Genomic DNA, 16,304 nt, shown 5'->3' on the forward strand with positions numbered 1-16,304 from the left:
CATTGCGCTGCGCCTCACCCAGCGCAATGCTGGCGTTGCGCAGCCACTCGGGCAGCGCGCCCGGCAGCAGCTCGCCGCTGACGGCGCCCGCGCAGGCGCGCAGCACGATGTCGTCCTTGCCCACGGAAAATGGCTGGTCGAAGATCTCCAGCAGATGGCGGCATTTGTCCTGCATCTGCTGCGGCGTGCAGTCATGCAGCCACAGCATGGCGAACTCGTTGCTGGCCGTGCGCGCCAGCAGGGCAGGAAACTGCAGATGGTGGTTGCGCAGCCGCTCGGCCACGGCCCGCAGCAACTGCTCGCCCGTGCCATGGCCCACATCGTCGCGGACGCTGCGGAAATTCTGCAGCTCCAGCAGGCACAGCGCGGCAGGGCAGGGCGTGTTGGCGGCTGCCGCCGCATCGGCCTGCTCGATCAGGCCGGCGCGCGTGAGCAGCTGCGTCAGGCTGTCGTACTGCAGCAGGGTGCGCATGTGCTCGAAGGATTCCTGCAGCCGCTGCGCCATGTTGTGGAATGCCGAGACCAGGGACGAGGTTTCCACCACGGACGTGTCCGGCAGCGCCTTCACCGCGCTCCAGTCACCCTGGGCCAGGCGGTTGGCCGCGTCGGCCGTCACGGCCAGGGGGCGCAGCGCCCTGCGCAGGCACCACAGGCCCAGCGCCAGCCCCAGCAAGGCCAGGCCGACAGCCAGGAAAAGGGTATGGCGGCTGTCCTCCCGCATGCTGCTGACCAGATCGGACTCGGGCTGCAGCACCAGGATCCGCCAGTCGATGCCGCGCACATCGTGGAAGGGGGTGACCTGCCCGTGGTAGATCTGGCCCTGCTCCGTGAAGCTCAGGTTGATGACACGGTCAGGGCCTGTCCGGGCTGGCGTCGAGCCCTCGCGCGCATGCCCGGGCAGGTGCTCGGGAAGCCGGGCTGCCAGCGAGCGCAGCGCCAGGTCGGGGCTTTCGGACAGGCGCAGGCGCACGGGCGGGTCGTAGGGGCCTTCGCGGCGTTTCAGCACCGACAGCTCGGAGGAGTGCGCCACCATGTAGCCCTGCGCATCGACCACGGCGATATGGCCATTGCCGCGCAGGGGCTCGTCGCGCAGAAAGCGGTTCATGCTGCTCAGCCGCACATCGGCGGCCAGCACGCCGGCCAACTGGCCGGACACACGCACCGCAGTGGCTGCGGAAATCGTGGCATCACCCCGGTCCCCCGTCACCGTGTAGATGGGCGACCAGTGCGGGCCGTCTTCGCGAATGGCGGGCTGGTACCAGGGACGCACGCGGGGGTCGTAGCCGGCAAGGCTGGACATGGGCGGGCCCGGCTGCAGTCCCTCGAAAATCTGCAAGGTTCCCTGGGTGCTGCGGTCCTGAAGAATCAGGCGGTAGTGGCCATCGGGCTCCAGCCGCACCCCCGTGTATTCGCCTTGCACGCCTCCAAAGCTCAACAGGCTGATCTGGTGGTGCTGGGCATAGAGCTCGGTGAATGAGCGTGTCAGATAGCCATAGATGGGCCGCAGGTCTCCGGGGGTGTAAAGCGCCTGCCGGGCCACGGTCTCGGCCAGGGCCTGCTGCACGCGCAGCGGAGTCTCCAGATAGTCGGCCAATTGGTGGCGCGTGGTGGTGGACAGGGAGTCGAGCAGCCGCAGACTTTCGCGATTGATGAGCTGGTCCACCTGGCGCTGCTGCCAAGCCGCCAATAGCCCGGCCGTGACCACAAACACCGCAATGAAGGGGGCCGTGACTGCCGTGCGAAGTGAGAGCCGAAAGGCGGGCATGCAGAGGTTTCCGTAGCGTGCGCCGGGCAGCCAAGGGCCGGGTCTGCCTGCGACAGCGGCCATTGTGCAGTGCCTCGGCAGCCTTTCGCGGCAGCGGTCGCCCCCTGTGCAGGAGCTCTTCTGTGGGTGATAGGAAAAATTGTCGATAAATGATTTTCAGTAGAAAAAATGAATAATGAACGGGCATTTGCAGCAACGCAAAGGCATGGTCAGTGCGTCTGCAATGCCTTCCATTGCGGCACTCCTTTTACATATCCGTTTACAAATTGATCTTCATTACATGTAGACATCACATGTAATGGTCGCTATCGTATCCGCATGGAACAAAAGACATCAGCCCACTACCAGCGTCTGCACCGGCAACGGCTGCGCGAGCAGGGGCTGGTGAAAAAGGAGGTCTGGATTCTTCCAGAGTACGGTGCTGCATTGCAGCAATTGGAAAAGCAAATGCGCGTGTCCGGCTTGCAACCGGATTCAATGGTTCTCATCCATAAGGAGGGCAGCATGGACAACAGCAGACAGGCATATCGGGATATTCACGCCTTGGCGGGCGACCTGCAGCAATCAACGCTGGTGCAGGGCGGCCGGCTCCATATCGAGGTGCTTGAAGGCGCGGACGCCAGTCTGCTCATCAGCCTGCCCGAATTCGGCGATCTGCCGGTCCACGTGGCCCTGTCGGGCGACCAGCTGGTGGTGGAGGCCTTTCTCTGGCCTGCCGATCAGGTGCACGACCGCGCCGGCCTCAACGAGCAGATGCTGCGCCTGCAAAAGCTGTTTCCCTTCACCACCATGGCGCTGGAACCCCAGGCCCATGGCGGCGAGGGCTATGTGATGTTCGCCGCCCTGCATGCCAGCAGCAGCGAGGGCGACATCATTGCCGAAATCCTCACCCTGGCCGACAGCGTCATCCAGGCCACCGAGGCGCTGGCTCACTATCTGACCCCTGCGCCGGTGCCCGCGCCAGTGCAGGCCTGAAGCCTGCCCGTTGAAGACACTGAGCCCCAAGGAGATCATCATGACCATCTGGAACAAGCTGGTGACCGCGTTGCGCGGCGCAGCGCACGAGGCCGGCGAGGCGGTGACCGACAGCCAGGCCCTGCGCATCCTGGACCAGGAAATCCGCGATGCCGACAGCGACCTGAACAAGTCCAAGGAAGCGCTGGCCGACATCATGGCCAAGCAAAAGCTGGCGGCCGGCAAGCTCAAGCAGACCCAGGAACGCATTGCCGAGTACGAGGGCTATGCCGTCAAGGCGCTGGACACCAGTGACGAGGCGCTGGCGCTGGAAGTGGCCGGCAAGGTCTCCGTGCTGGAGACGCAGCGCGACGAGGAGCAATCCCAGCTGGACGCCTACACACAAAGCGTGGAGCAGCTGCGCGTGGCCATACAGACGGCGCAGACGCATATCAAGCGTCTCAAGCAGCAGGCCGACACCGTCAAGGCCACGGAAAGCGTGCAGCGCGCCCAGGCCACGGTGGCCGGCCGCTATGCAGGATCGCAGACGCGCGTGCAAAGCGCGCTGGATTCGCTGGAACGCATCAAGCAAAAGCAGGCCGAGCGCGGTGCGCGCATGGAAAGCGCGGCCGAGCTGGCGCGCGACAACAGCGAAGACGCGCTGGATGCCAAGCTGCGTGCCGCCGGCATCACGCCCCAGGCGGGCAATGCGCAATCGGTGCTGGAACGCCTGAAGGCGCAGCGCGCAGCCGCTGGCGGAAAAAGCGCTTGATGCGCGGCCGTGGTCCGGGCAGGCCGCGTCGTGCCCGCCGTCCTGGCTGCCGGGTTTGAAGGGAGGAGATAAAACATGTCTGCATTCCTGCAATACGCGTTCGGCTTTCCGACCTTCATCTTCGGCGCCTTGCTGCTGTTCATGCTGCTGTACTGGCTGATCGCCATGCTGGGCCTGCTGGAGGTGGACTCGCTGGACCACTGGGTGCTGTTCGACGGCAGCGACCATGCGCACGGCGTGGAGCACTCGGCCAGCGCGCTGGCCGGGCTGCTGCTCAAGGTGGGCCTGGGCGGCATTCCGCTCACGGTCATCCTCACCGCGCTGTTCCTGCTGTCCTGGCTGGCTTCCTATGTGCTGTGCCATTTCGTGCCCATGCCCCAGGGCTGGACCCTGGTGAACCTGCTGACCGGCACCTTGGTGGCCGTGGCGGCTGCCGTGCTGGGCTTTGCCGCCACGGTGCTGGTGCTGCGCCCGCTGCGGGGCATCGTCAACAAGGTGGCGCCTGCAGAGGAGCCCAAGGTGCTGCTGGGCCGCACCGGCCTGGTGCGCAGCGCCGTGGTGGACGGCACGCAGGGCTACGGCAGCGTGGAGGACGGCGGCGCCGGCCTGAACGTGCAGATGCGCTCGCCCGAGCGCGCACTGGGCCGGGGCACCGAGATCGTGCTCATCGAGCACCTGCCCGAGCACAACGCCTGGCGCGTGGTCAGCAAGGCCGAGTTCGACGGCACCGAGCTGCCGCGCTAGCTCCAGGAATTTCCAGGAATTCCTTCCTATTCGTTCCCATTGATTCCCATTGGCCCGGGCGCCCGTGCGGCGGGCGCGGCCTTTGCGTTTTTCAGCGTTTTCACAGATAGCAATTCACAGGGGAGATTCGCATGAACATGAGCAACATGGAGTGGTACATCGTCGCCGGGGTGGTGATCGGTTCCGTCTTCGTCGTCATCCTCGGGCTGTTCGCCCTGGTCAAGGCCTTCTACATCAAGGTCCCGCAGGGCACGGCACTGATCATCAACGACACCACCTCGCAGCCCAAGGTCAAGTTCACGGGCGGCCTGGTGCTGCCGGTGATCCACAAGAAGGAATTCATGCAGATCTCGCTGCTGACGCTGGAGATCGACCGGCGCGGCAAGGAAGGCCTGATCTGCCGCGACAACATGCGCGCCGACATCACCGTGGCCTTCTACCTGCGGGTCAATGAAACGGCCGAGGACGTGCTCAAGGTGGCCAAGGCCATCGGCGTGGACCGGGCCTCGGACAAGACGGCCGTCAACGACCTGTTCAACGCCAAGTTCTCCGAGGCGCTCAAGACCGTGGGCAAGCAGATCGAGTTCGTGAAGCTGTTCGAGAACCGCCAGGATTTCCGCGACCAGATCATCCATGTCATCGGCAACGACCTCAACGGCTATGTGCTGGAGGACGTGGCCATCGACTATCTGGAGCAGACTCCCAAGTCCTCGCTGGACCCCAACAACATCCTGGATGCCGAAGGCATCCGCAAGATCACCGAGCTGACGGCCAACCAGAACATCGTCACCAACGAGCTCGAGCGCAACTCCGACCTGGCCATCACCAAGAAGAACGTGGAGACCAAGGAAGCCATGCTGGCGCTGGAGCGCCAGCAGGCCGACGCCGAGGCCCGCCAAAAGCGCGAGATCGCCACCATCCAGGCGCGCGAGCAGGCCGAGACCCAGAAGGTGCAGGAAGAAGAGCGCCTGAAGGCCGAGCAGGCCCGCATCCAGACCCAGGAGCAGCTGGACATCCGCGAGGAAAATCGCCAGCGCGAAGTGGCTGTGGCCCAGCAAAACCGTGAGCGTGCGGTGGTGATCGAGGTCGAGAAGGTCACGCGCGCCAGGGAGCTGGAGATCGTGGCCCGCCAGCGCGAGGTGGAGCTGCAGCGCATCGAGAAGGAAAAGGCCATCGAGGTCGAGAAGGCCAACATCGCCAACGTGGTGCGCGAGCGCGTGGTGGTGGAAAAGTCCGTGGCCCAGGAAGAGGAACGCATCAAGGAAGTGCGCGTGGTCTCCGAGGCCGAGCGCATGAAGCAGGTCACCGTGCTGACTGCCCAGGCCCAGGCCGAGGAAGACCTGGTGCGCCAGGTCAAGAAGGCGGAGGCCGAAGAGGCCGCCTCGCGCCACAAGGCCGTGGAAGTCACGACCATGGCCCAGGCCGAGCTGGAAGCGGCCAGCAAGACCGCCGAGGCCAAGAAGAAGCTGGCCGAGGCCATCGAGGTCGAGCGCGCCGCGCCCGGCCTGGCCGATGCCAAGGTGCGCGAAGTCACGGCCGCCGCCCTGGAAAAGGAAGGCCTGGCGCAGGCCAGGGTGATCGCCGAGAAGATGATGGCCGAGGCCAAGGGCCAGCAGGAAAAGGGCCTGGCCGAGGCGCGCGTCATCGAGGCCACGGCCGACGCCAACGAAAAGCAGGGCCTGGCCGATGCCAAGGTGCTGGAAGAGCGCCTGCTGGCCCAGGCGCGCGGCGAGGCCCAGGTGGGCGCGACCAAGGCCTTGGTCACCCGCGACGTGGGCACGTCCGAGGCCGATGTGCTGCGCGACAAGCTCTTCGCCGAGGCCAAGGGCCTGACCGAAAAGTTCACCGCGCTGGCCTCGCTGTCCGACCAGGCGCGCTCGCATGAGGAGTTCCGCATGCAGCTGGAGAAGAACTTCGAGCAGGCGCTGGCCGCCATCGAAGCCAACAAGAGCGTGGCCAAGGACCAGTCCGAGGTGCTGTCGGCCGCGCTCAGCAAGGCCAACATCGACATCGTGGGGGGCGAGGGCGCTTTCTTCGACAACTTCGCCAAGGCGCTGTCCGTGGGCAAGGCCGTGGAAGGCGTGGCGGGCAAGAGCCCCATCGTGCAGGACCTGATCGGCAAGTTCCTCAGCGGCAAGGACGGCGCATCGCTGCTCAACGCGCTGGGCGACGGCAAGGGCCTGCCGCCCACGCAGAGGGTCGACTGAACGGTCGATTCAACGGCCGACTGAACGGGGCGGCCGCCCGGCCGCTCCCTCCGCCGGCTGCCCAGCCTCCCGCATCCCTCCCGCATCCGCCTTCGTCTTCGCCTGCCTGCCCGCCCGTCTGCCGGCCGGCGGGGAAAGGCGTGAATGGTCCCTGACACGCGAAAGCCCGTGACGCCCATGTCCCAACCGTCCCCATCGTCCACACCGTCCACACCGTCCTCACCGCCCCTCTCCCCCGACACTGCCGCCTCCGCCGTGGACCAGGCAGTCGCCAGCGGCGGCTCCTACGAAGTGCTGGCCAAGCGCCTGGACGGCCAGGGGCAGGCGCTGGAGGCGCTGGTGCGCCAGCTCAACGAGGAGCGGCTGGAGGAATTCGGCCGCAGCCAGATGGAAGTCATCGGGCGCATGCGCGTGCGCACCGAAAACAACTGCCTGGGCCGCGACATCGCCCAGGTCGGCGGCTACCTGCTGTTCGGCTACAACGTCTTCATGGGCCTGAAGCAGTCCACGCGCGTGGAAGACGTGTTCGGCCTGTACCGCCTGCACGAGGGAGAGCAGGGCTACGAAGTCACTCCCGTGGACCTCAAGGACAGTTTCCTGGGCATACAGAGCTTCGTGCAGGACTTCCAGGAGCTGTACGCCTACTACAAGAACACGCGGCTGATGCAGCTGGCCGTGCGCGACGGCAAGCTGCTGGCGAGCTTCCAGATCGGCGAGCGCCTGTCCGATGTGCGCGTGTTCCGCTGGTCCGTGCCCGTGGACGGCCAGCCCATACGCTACATAGACAACCGCGGCGAGCGCGACATCGAACTGCCTGCGCCCCATGACTTCGAATGGCAGCGCGCCGGGCGCGAGCAACTCGTGCAGGGGCGCCACCCGCACATCAACGTGCTGGACAAGGTCTTCGTCGAGACCCTGGGCGGCACGCTGACCATCAAGGTCGAGAACAACACCAACGACGGACTGGGCATCTACAGCGAGCCCGTGCAGGAGAAGAACCAGTCGCTGGACGACGCCGTGTTCGAGTACGCCGCCGTCGGCAGCCTGATCCTGCTGAAGATCCTGCCCTACCGCGAAGAGCAGTGGCGCTACCTGATCTTCAACACCGTCTCCCGCCAGGTGCTGCGCATGGATGCCATCGGCGCGGCCTGCATCCAGCTGCCGCAGGACCACGGCATCATCTTCCCGGGCGGCTACTACCTGCAAAGCGGGGAGAACCGCTCGTTCGAGCAGAACATGCAGGGCATGCGCTACCGGCGCAGCATCCGGTCGCCCAACGGCGAGGACGTGCTCTACGTGTTCTACGAGCCCGAGAGCGGGCGCATGGCGCTGTTCAAGTACAACCTGATCGAGCGCGCCCTGCAGCCGCCCATCATCGGCCACGGCCATGCGCGCATGGACGACGGGCGCATCGTCATCTTCGCGGCCGAGAGCAACGAAGCCTCGCGCGTGCACCCCATGCAGGTCTGGCGCACGCCCTTCGCCTCGGACGACTACGCGGCGCGCCAGCCGCAGCGCGACAGCTTCCTGGGCCGCATCGGCAATGCCGAGCTGGTCAGCGGCATCTCGGACCTATACAGCGTGTGCAAGGAAATCGCGGCCACCGAGGTCTCGCTGCCGCGCTACGAGCGCCTGATCGACGCCGCGCGCCGCCTGTTCGAGCGCTACCACTGGCTGGGCGCGCCGCAGCTCAAGGGGGTGCACGAGACCCTGCTGGGCATCGTCGCCACGGGTGATGCGGTCATCGACGAGTACGAAAAGGTCGAGAGCATCCGCAATGCCTCGGCCAAGGCCATGGGCGAGGTGTCCGGCCGCCATGGCCGGTTGCTCAAGCAGTTGCGCCTGGCGGACTGGAAGGGCATTGGCGAATACGTGGATGCGCTCACCCAGCTGGGCCAGCTGCGCGGCCAGCTCATGGCCACGCGCGACCTGCGCTATGTGGACCAGGCCGCCATCGACACCATGGTGCAGGGCGTCAACGAGGCCCAGGCCGATGTCTCCCAGCGCACGGCCGCCTTCATTGCCACCGACGAGGCCATGCAGCCCTATGCCGATCAGCTGCAGGCGCTGGACCAGGCTGCGCAGGCGGCAGCCACGGTGGCGCAGATCAACGAGCCGCTGGCGCGCATGACCGACATGGCGGCCGCGCTGGACATGCTGTCCGAGCTGATGGGCAGCCTGTCCATCGACGACGCCACGCAGCGCACCCAGGTGGTGGACCGCATCTCGGCCGTCTACGCGCGCCTGAACCAGGTGCGTGCACGCGCCGAGCAGCGGCGGTCGGGCCTGGGTGGCGCCGAGAACGTGGCCCAGTTCGCGGCCCAGCTGGCGCTGTTCTCGCAAAGCATCGTCAGTGCCCTGGGCCTGGCGCAGACGCCCGAGAAATGCGACGAGCAGCTGGCGCGTCTGCTGGTGCAGCTGGAGGAAATCGAAAGCCGCTTCGGTGAGCACGAGCAGTTCCTTGGCGACATCATGGCCAAGCGCGAGGAGGTGCTGGAGAGCTTCGAGGCGCGCCGCCAGTCGCTGCAGGACGAGCGCCAGCGCAAGGCGCAAGGCGTGCTGGACGCGGCCCTGCGCATCGTGCAGAGCCTGCCCAAGCGCACCGAGAAACTGGCCAGTGCCGACGCGCTGCATGCTTTCTTTGCAGGCGATCCGCTGATCGGCAAGCTCAAGGAGTTGTCCCAGCGCCTGCGAGAGCAACTGCACGACCCGGTCAAGGCCGACGATATCGACGGCCGCGTCAAGAACCTGCGCGACCAGGCGTTTCGCGCGCTGCAGGACCGCAGCGAGCTGTACGAAGGCGGCGGCGCCATCATCCGCCTGGGCCGCCACCGCTTCAGCGTGGGCAACCAGGAACTGGACCTGACCCTGCTGCCGCGCAACGGCGCACTGTTCCTGCACCTGGTCGGCACCGAGTATTTCGAGCCCGTGGACAATCCCGAGCTGGCCGCTTTGCAGGCCTACTGGGATGCCTCCACGCCGGCCGAATCGGCAGACTTCTATCGCGGTGAATACCTGGCCCTGGAAGTGGTGCAGGCCGCACGCCAGCGCCGCGACGGCTGGAGCGAGGCCCGGCTGGCCCAGTTGCTGCCCGACGAGGCGGCACTGACCCAGGCCATCCGCGAATTCTCCGCGCCGCGCTACCGCGAAGGCTATGAGCGCGGTATCCACGACCATGATGCGGCCCGCATCCTGCAGGTACTGCTGCCCCTGCGCGATGCCGCCGGCGTGCTGCGCTTTGCGCCCCACGCCCGTGCGCTGGCCCTGCTGTTCTGGAGCGCACATGCCCAGGTGCAGCAGCCGCAGCTGGCTGCCGCCATGGCGCAGTGGCCGCTGCGCGCCCAGCAGGCCCAGGCCATGCAGCAGATGTTCGGCAGCGAGGCCGAGCAGCTGAGCCTGCGCGCCGACATTTCCGAGCGCCTGCGCGCCTATGCCGACGAGCGGGGCCTGCTGCGCGACCTGCTGCCAGGACAGGCGGCGTCCGCAGACAGCGATATCGACAGCCTCATCCACGGCGCCGCCGACTATCTGCAGGCCGAGCTGGCGCAAAAGGCCGTGCGCTTTTCCTTCTCCAGCTACAGCCAGTCGGCCATTGCCGCACTGCAGGCCGCCGTGCAGCAGCAGGCCCAGCCGCTGCAGCGCTGGGAGGAAATGCAGGCCTACTGGCAGGGCGAGGACCGGCACGACAAGCCTTTGGCGCCGCTGGACCAGCGCTGGCGCAGCGCGCTGCACTGGCTGCAGACCGCCTGTCGCGCGCTGGACGACGGGCAAGGGCAGGCCTGGCTGGCCTATTGCGGCGAAGCCGCCGCCTGGCTGTGCTGCGCCGGCCCACTGCCCTGCAAGGTCAGCAATGTGGACCTGCGCCATGAAGTGCCGGGCCTGCTGGGCCAGCATCCGCGCATTGCGGACGGCCGCATGTGGCTGCAGATCGACGACCTGGGCCAGCGCGCCGCGCGCCATTTCCGCAGCTTTGTCCCCGAATTCGGCCGCTACCAGGCGCTGCGCCAGCAGCTGCTGCAGGACTGGCGCTCGCGCGTGCGGGTGGACGAATTCAAGGCCCGGCCGCTGTCGTCCTTTGTGCGCAACCGGCTCATCAACGAGATCTACCTGCCCGTGATCGGCGACAACCTGGCCAAGCAGATCGGCGTGGCTGGCGAGAACAAGCGCACGGACCAGATGGGGCTGCTGATGATGATCTCGCCGCCCGGCTACGGCAAGACCACGCTGATGGAGTACGTGGCCAACCGCCTGGGCCTGATCTTCATGAAGATCAACGGCCCGGCGCTGGGCCACTCGGTGCGCTCGCTGGACCCGGCCCAGGCGCCGGACGCCACGGCGGCCAAGGAGCTGGAAAAGCTCAACCTGGCGCTGGAGATGGCCAACAACGTGATGCTGTACATCGACGACATACAGCACACGCACCCCGAGTTCCTGCAGAAATTCATCTCGCTGTCGGACGGCACGCGCCGCATCGAGGGCGTGTGGAAGGGCCAGACCCGCACCCACGACATGCGCGGCAAGCGCTTTTGCGTGGTCATGTCGGGCAATCCGTACACCGAGTCGGGCGAGGTCTTCAAGATCCCCGACATGCTGGCCAACCGTGCCGACATCTACAACCTGGGCGATGTGCTGGGCGGCATGCAGGAGGTGTTCAAGCTCAGCTATATCGAAAACAGCATGACCTCGAACGCCGTGCTGGCGCCGATGGCCACGCGCAGCTTGCAGGACCTGTACCTGCTGCTGGACAAGGCGCAGGGCAGGGATGTCTCGGGCAACGCGCTGTCGCACGACTATTCATCGGCCGAACTGCGCGAGATCGAGGCCGTGCTGGCCCGCATGGTGCAGGTGCGCGAGCTGGTGTTCAAGGTCAACCAGCAGTACATCCAGAGCGCCGCGCAGGACGACGGCTACCGCACCGAGCCGGCCTTCAGGCTGCAGGGCAGCTACCGCAACATGAACAAGCTGGCCGAAAAAATCACCCCGGTGATGAACGACCAGGAAATGCAGCAGATGCTGGCCGACCACTACCAGGGCGAAGCGCAGATGCTGACCACGGGCGCCGAGGAGAACCTGCTCAAGCTCGCCGAGCTGCGCGGGCAGATGAGCGACGAGGACAGCGCCCGCTGGCAGCAGATACGCCAGCAGTTCCTGCGCCGCCAGGCCGCAGGCGGCGCCAATGCCGACGCCGCCACGCGCGTGACGGCGCAGCTGGTCGATCTGGTCGCCGCCACGCGCGAGGTGGCCCAGTCGGTGGCCCAGCCCCAGCAGCAGGCGATGCAGGAAGGCGCCGCTGAACAGTCCCAGCTCCTGCAAGCGCTGCAGGCACTGCTGGCCCGGCTGCTGCAGACGCAAAGCGCCGCAGGCGACTCGCTGCACGGCATACGCGAGCTGATGGCGCAAAGGGCGGCCAGCGAGCCCGCCAGCACCCAGGCCGGCACCCCGTCGGAGGTGCAGGCCGCCCAGGACCGTCAGGCCCTGGTCCACATGCTGGGCCAACTGCTGACCCGGTCGCTGGCCCAGTCCCTGGAACCCGTGGTCACGCACCTGGACCAGGCCCGCCGACAGCAGCTGGGCCTGCACCGCGTGCTGATGCAGGTGGCCACGCGCATGCAGGAGCAGATCGACGCCCAGCGCGCGGGCCGTCCCGTGCCGGCTGCGGGCGCCATACGCTCCGAGGAAATCGACAAGGCCTTCGAGCGCATGCAGCGCGGCGACATGCCGCCTGCGGCCTAGGCGCAGCGCCGGGGCCGGGGCCGGGGGAGGGCCCATCGGCAAAGGCTGGGGCGCCTTGCTGGCGCTGCCTTTGCATGGGCCGGGGGCCCTCGCACGTCTGCATGCGCTGATCCGTCATCGGACAACCCGATGTCCCGGACGTTGGACCATCACCTACAACCCGGGGCGCGTCCCGAACCGATGCTTGGAGTGGCGTGTTCGCAGCAGTGTGCACGCCCCACGAAGAGCCAACACGATGGACGCCCCATGGAACACAACTCCCAGCTTTCCGTTTCGCGCAGGGACCTGCTGATTGCAGGTGCCTCCACGGCTGCGGCAACGGCCGTGCCTCGATCGGCCGGCGCGCAAGTGCAGCCTCCCTCCATCCCCGAAGGGGTCCAACTGCCCGTCACCCTGCAGGTGAACGGCCAGGAACACCGCCTGGACCTGGACACCCGCACCACGCTGCTCGACGCCTTGCGCGAGCATCTGCACCTGACCGGCACCAAGAAAGGCTGCGACCATGGCCAGTGCGGGGCCTGCACGGTGCTGGTGAATGGCCGGCGGGTGGTGTCCTGCCTGAGCCTGGCCGTGATGAACCAGGGCGCCGCCGTGACCACCATCGAAGGCCTGGGCACGCCGCAATCCCCGCACGCCATGCAGGCCGCCTTCGTGCGGCACGACGGTTTCCAGTGCGGCTACTGCACGCCGGGGCAGATCTGCTCTGCCGTGGGCATGCTCGACGAGATCCGGCAAGGCATGCCCAGCCATGCCAGCGAAGACATCGTTGCCCAGCCCCTGGTGTCGGCCCATGAACTGCGTGAACGCATGAGCGGCAACCTGTGCCGCTGCGGGGCATATTCCAACATCGTCGATGCAATCACCGAAGTGGCAGGGGAGGGGCGGACATGATTGCCTTCACCTACGAACGCGCCCAGTCCCCCGCGCAGGCTGCCGCCGCCGTGGCGGCCCGGCCGGGCGCCCGCTTCATCGCCGGGGGCACGAATCTGCTGGACCTGATGAAGCTGCAGATAGAAACCCCCGTGCATCTGGTCGATGTCAACGGCACCGGCATGGATACCGTGGAGCCCACCGCGCAGGGCGGGCTGCGCATAGGCGCGCTGGTGCGCAACAGCGACCTGGCCGCCCATGCGCGCGTGCGGCGTGACTACGGCGTGCTGACCCGCGCCCTGGTGGCCGGTGCCTCGGGCCAACTGCGCAACATGGCCACCACAGGCGGCAATCTGCTGCAGCGCACGCGCTGCCCGTATTTCTACGACACCAATATGCCGTGCAACAAGCGCGTGCCGGGCAGCGGCTGTTCGGCCATTGCCGGCGTGAGCCGCCAGCATGCGGTGATCGGCGGCAGCGAGGCCTGCATTGCCACCCATCCCAGCGACATGGCCGTGGCGCTGCGCGCGCTGGACGCCACGGTGGAAACCGTCCAGGCCGACGGCAAGGCCCGCGTCATCCCCATTGCCGACTTCCACCGGCTGCCCGGCAGCACGCCGCATGTAGAGACGGCCTTGCAGGCCGGCGAACTGATCACCTCCGTCACCCTGCCGCCGCCGCCGGGCGGCACGCACATCTATCACAAGGTGCGTGACCGTGCCTCCTATGCCTTTGCGCTGGTGTCGGTGGCCGCCATCGTGCAGCGCGACGGCAGCGGGCGCGTGGCCCTGGGCGGCGTGGCGCACAAGCCCTGGCGAGTGGAGGCGGCCGAAGCGTTGATGCCGCAGGGCGCCAAGGCCGTTGCCGACCGCCTGCTGGCAGGCGCCCGGCCCACGCACGACAACGCCTTCAAACTCACGCTGGCCGAGCGCACGCTTGCCTCCGTGCTGGACCAGGCCAGGAACTGACGCCATGAAATTCGACACCCCCGCAACGGTCAACCCCATTGACCAGCTAAAGACTATCGGCCAGCCGATGAACCGCATCGACGGCCTGCTCAAGACCACCGGCACGGCGCCGTATGCCTATGAACGGCATGACGTGGTCCAGCACCCGGCCTATGGCTATGTGGTGGGCTCGGCCATCGCCAAGGGCCGCATCCGCAGCATCGGGCTGGCGCAGGCAAGCCGCGCGCCCGGCGTGCTCGCCATCGTCACCGCACAGAACGCTGGCAAGCTGGGCCAGGGCAAGATGAACACTGCGCCGCTGCTGGCAGGCCCCCAGGTGGCCCACTACCACCAGGTCGTGGCACTGGTGGTGGCGGAGACCTTCGAGCAGGCGCGTGCCGCGGCGCAATTGGTGCAGGTGGACTACGAGCCGGTGAACGGCGCCTATGACCTGGCCAAGGCCAAGGACTCCGCCGTGCCACCCGACAGCATCAATGGCGATGCGCCGGACACGGCCATTGGCGATTTCGAAGGCGCCTTCGCTTCGGCCGCCGTGAAGGTGGACGCCACATACACCACGCCAGACCAGTCGCACGCCATGATGGAGCCCCATGCCACGCTGGCCGCATGGAAGGGCGACCAGCTCACGGTATGGACCTCGAACCAGATGATTGCCTGGGGGCAGGGCGAGCTGGCAAAGACGCTGGGCATTCCCAAGGACAAGGTGCGCCTGGTCTCGCCATTCATTGGCGGCGGTTTTGGCGGCAAGCTGTTCCTGCGGGCCGATGCACTGCTGGCCGCGATGGGGGCCCGCGCGGCAGGCCGGCCCGTCAAGGTCGCACTGCAGCGCACGCTGATGGCCAACAACACCACGCACCGCCCGGCCACCATCCAGCGTGTGCGCATCGCGGCAGGGCAGGACGGCAGGATCGCCGCCATCGGCCACGAAAGCTGGTCGGGCGACCAGCCCGGAGGATCGGCGGACGGTGCCGTGGACCAGACCCGCCGCATGTATGCCGGCACCCATCGCATGACCGCCACCCGCCTGGCCGTGCTGGACCTGCCCGAGGCCAATGCCATGCGCGCCCCCGGCGAAGCCACGGGGCACATGGCCCTGGAGGTTGCCATGGACGAGCTGGCGGAAAAGCTCGGCATCGATCCCGTGGAGCTGCGCATCCGCAACGACACCCAGGTGGTGCCGGACAGCGGCAAGAAGCCGCAACCCAAGGCGAAGGAGGGCACCCCTGCCCAGGAGCACAAGCCGTTTTCCCGCCGTGAGTTCGTGCAGTGCCTGCGCACGGGCGCCGAGCGGTTCGGATGGAGCCAGCGCAATCCCCAGCCGTCCCAACGACGCGAAGGGCGCTGGCTGATCGGCCTGGGCATGGCCGGCGCCTACCGAGGCGCCCCTGTCATGAAGTCCGCCGCCCGCGTGCGCCTGGACAGGCAGGGCATGCTCACCGTGGAAACCGACATGACCGACATCGGCACGGGCAGCTACACCATCATTGCCCAAACGGCGGCCGAGATGCTGGGCCTGCCGCTGCAGCAGGTGCGCGTGCGGCTGGGCGACTCCGGCTTTCCCGTGTCTGCCGGTTCGGGCGGGCAATGGGGTGCGGCCAGTGCCACCTCCGGCGTCTATGCCGCCTGCGTGAAGCTGCGCGAGGCCGTGGCGCGCCAGCTGGGTATGGACCCGGCGACGGCCGAATTCGCGGATGGGCATGTGCAGGCGGGCGGCAAGCGCCGGGCTCTGGCCAGCGCTGTCGGCGACGGCGACGGCGACCTGACGGCCGAGGATGCCATCGAATTCGGCGTGCTCGACAAGAAGATGCAGCAGTCCACCTTTGGCGCCCACTTCGTGGAGGTCGCCGTGGACGCATTCACCGCCGAGGTCCGCGTGCGCCGCATGCTGGCCGTTTGCGCGGCCGGCCGCATCCTCAATCCCAAGACGGCCCGCAGCCAGGTCATCGGCGCCATGACCATGGGCGTGGGCGCTGCCCTGATGGAGGAGCTGGCCGTGGACACGCGCCTGGGCTTGTTCGTCAACCACGACCTGGCGGGCTATGAGGTGCCCGTGCATGCCGACATCCCGCACCAGGAAGTGATCTTTCTGGACGAGGTCGATCCCATGGCCTCGCCCATGAAAGCCAAGGGTGTGGGCGAGCTGGGCATCTGCGGCGTGAGCGCGGCCATTGCCAACGCCATCTACAACGCCACTGGCGTGCGGGTGCGCGATTACCCGATCACGCTGGACAAGCTGCTGGCAGGACTGGGGAGGCTGGCATGAGAGGGCACTGCACCTGAGGTTCAGCGTC

Annotated in this window: 9 protein-coding genes; 8 read left to right on the plus strand and 1 reads right to left on the minus strand. The window is 67.2% G+C overall.

Features of this window, described 5'->3' with window-relative positions; translation table 11 throughout:
* A partial coding sequence (locus L995_RS06355; RefSeq protein ID WP_231574374.1) for a sensor domain-containing diguanylate cyclase occupies positions 1-1,765 on the minus strand: 1,765 nt, incomplete at its 3' end.
* Between the two features lie 504 nt (positions 1,766-2,269).
* Here L995_RS06355 and L995_RS06360 point away from each other — a divergent pair.
* The 8 genes from L995_RS06360 to paoC all read left to right on the plus strand — a co-directional run bounded on the left by L995_RS06360 (position 2,270) and on the right by paoC (position 16,276).
* Entirely contained in the window at positions 2,270-2,740 is a 471-nt protein-coding gene (locus L995_RS06360; RefSeq protein ID WP_223275219.1) for a YjfI family protein, read from the plus strand.
* Positions 2,741-2,780: 40 nt separating this feature from the next.
* Positions 2,781-3,491: a PspA/IM30 family protein gene (locus L995_RS06365; RefSeq protein WP_047470329.1), complete on the plus strand. Its 711-nt coding sequence runs from the start codon at positions 2,781-2,783 to the stop codon at positions 3,489-3,491.
* 75 nt (positions 3,492-3,566) lie between these two features.
* Positions 3,567-4,235 (plus strand): hypothetical protein, encoded by a 669-nt coding sequence (locus L995_RS06370; protein WP_016446961.1) that lies wholly within the window; start codon positions 3,567-3,569, stop codon positions 4,233-4,235.
* 131 nt (positions 4,236-4,366) lie between these two features.
* A complete protein-coding gene (locus tag L995_RS06375) occupies positions 4,367-6,442 on the plus strand; it encodes a hypothetical protein (RefSeq protein ID WP_047470273.1) in 2,076 nt (691 codons plus the stop codon).
* A gap of 177 nt (positions 6,443-6,619) precedes the next feature.
* Positions 6,620-12,175 (plus strand): DNA repair ATPase, encoded by a 5,556-nt coding sequence (locus L995_RS06380; RefSeq protein ID WP_231574375.1) that lies wholly within the window; start codon positions 6,620-6,622, stop codon positions 12,173-12,175.
* Between the two features lie 246 nt (positions 12,176-12,421).
* Entirely contained in the window at positions 12,422-13,066 is a 645-nt protein-coding gene (gene paoA, locus L995_RS06385) for an aldehyde dehydrogenase iron-sulfur subunit PaoA (RefSeq protein WP_047470280.1), read from the plus strand.
* Positions 13,063-14,013: an FAD binding domain-containing protein gene (locus L995_RS06390; protein WP_047470282.1), complete on the plus strand. Its 951-nt coding sequence runs from the start codon at positions 13,063-13,065 to the stop codon at positions 14,011-14,013. Before paoA ends, L995_RS06390 begins: the two co-directional genes overlap by 4 nt.
* A 4-nt stretch (positions 14,014-14,017) precedes the next feature.
* Positions 14,018-16,276 carry an aldehyde oxidoreductase molybdenum-binding subunit PaoC gene (paoC, locus tag L995_RS06395; protein WP_047470284.1) on the plus strand — a complete coding sequence of 753 codons (2,259 nt, stop codon included), beginning with the start codon at positions 14,018-14,020 and terminating at the stop codon, positions 16,274-16,276.
* Positions 16,277-16,304: the final 28 nt, after the last annotated feature.

It is taken from the genome of Delftia sp. ZNC0008, assembly GCF_000799035.1.
GTDB classification, from domain to species: Bacteria; Pseudomonadota; Gammaproteobacteria; order Burkholderiales; family Burkholderiaceae_C; genus Comamonas; species Comamonas tsuruhatensis.

Coding starts and splice junctions, on each gene's coding strand:
- L995_RS06360 (WP_223275219.1), top strand. CDS start 2,270: ATGGACAACAGCAGACAGGCATATCGGGATATTCACGCCTTGGCGGGC.
- L995_RS06365 (WP_047470329.1), top strand. CDS start 2,781: ATGACCATCTGGAACAAGCTGGTGACCGCGTTGCGCGGCGCAGCGCAC.
- L995_RS06370 (WP_016446961.1), top strand. CDS start 3,567: ATGTCTGCATTCCTGCAATACGCGTTCGGCTTTCCGACCTTCATCTTC.
- L995_RS06375 (WP_047470273.1), top strand. CDS start 4,367: ATGAACATGAGCAACATGGAGTGGTACATCGTCGCCGGGGTGGTGATC.
- L995_RS06380 (WP_231574375.1), top strand. CDS start 6,620: ATGTCCCAACCGTCCCCATCGTCCACACCGTCCACACCGTCCTCACCG.
- paoA (WP_047470280.1), top strand. CDS start 12,422: ATGGAACACAACTCCCAGCTTTCCGTTTCGCGCAGGGACCTGCTGATT.
- L995_RS06390 (WP_047470282.1), top strand. CDS start 13,063: ATGATTGCCTTCACCTACGAACGCGCCCAGTCCCCCGCGCAGGCTGCC.
- paoC (WP_047470284.1), top strand. CDS start 14,018: ATGAAATTCGACACCCCCGCAACGGTCAACCCCATTGACCAGCTAAAG.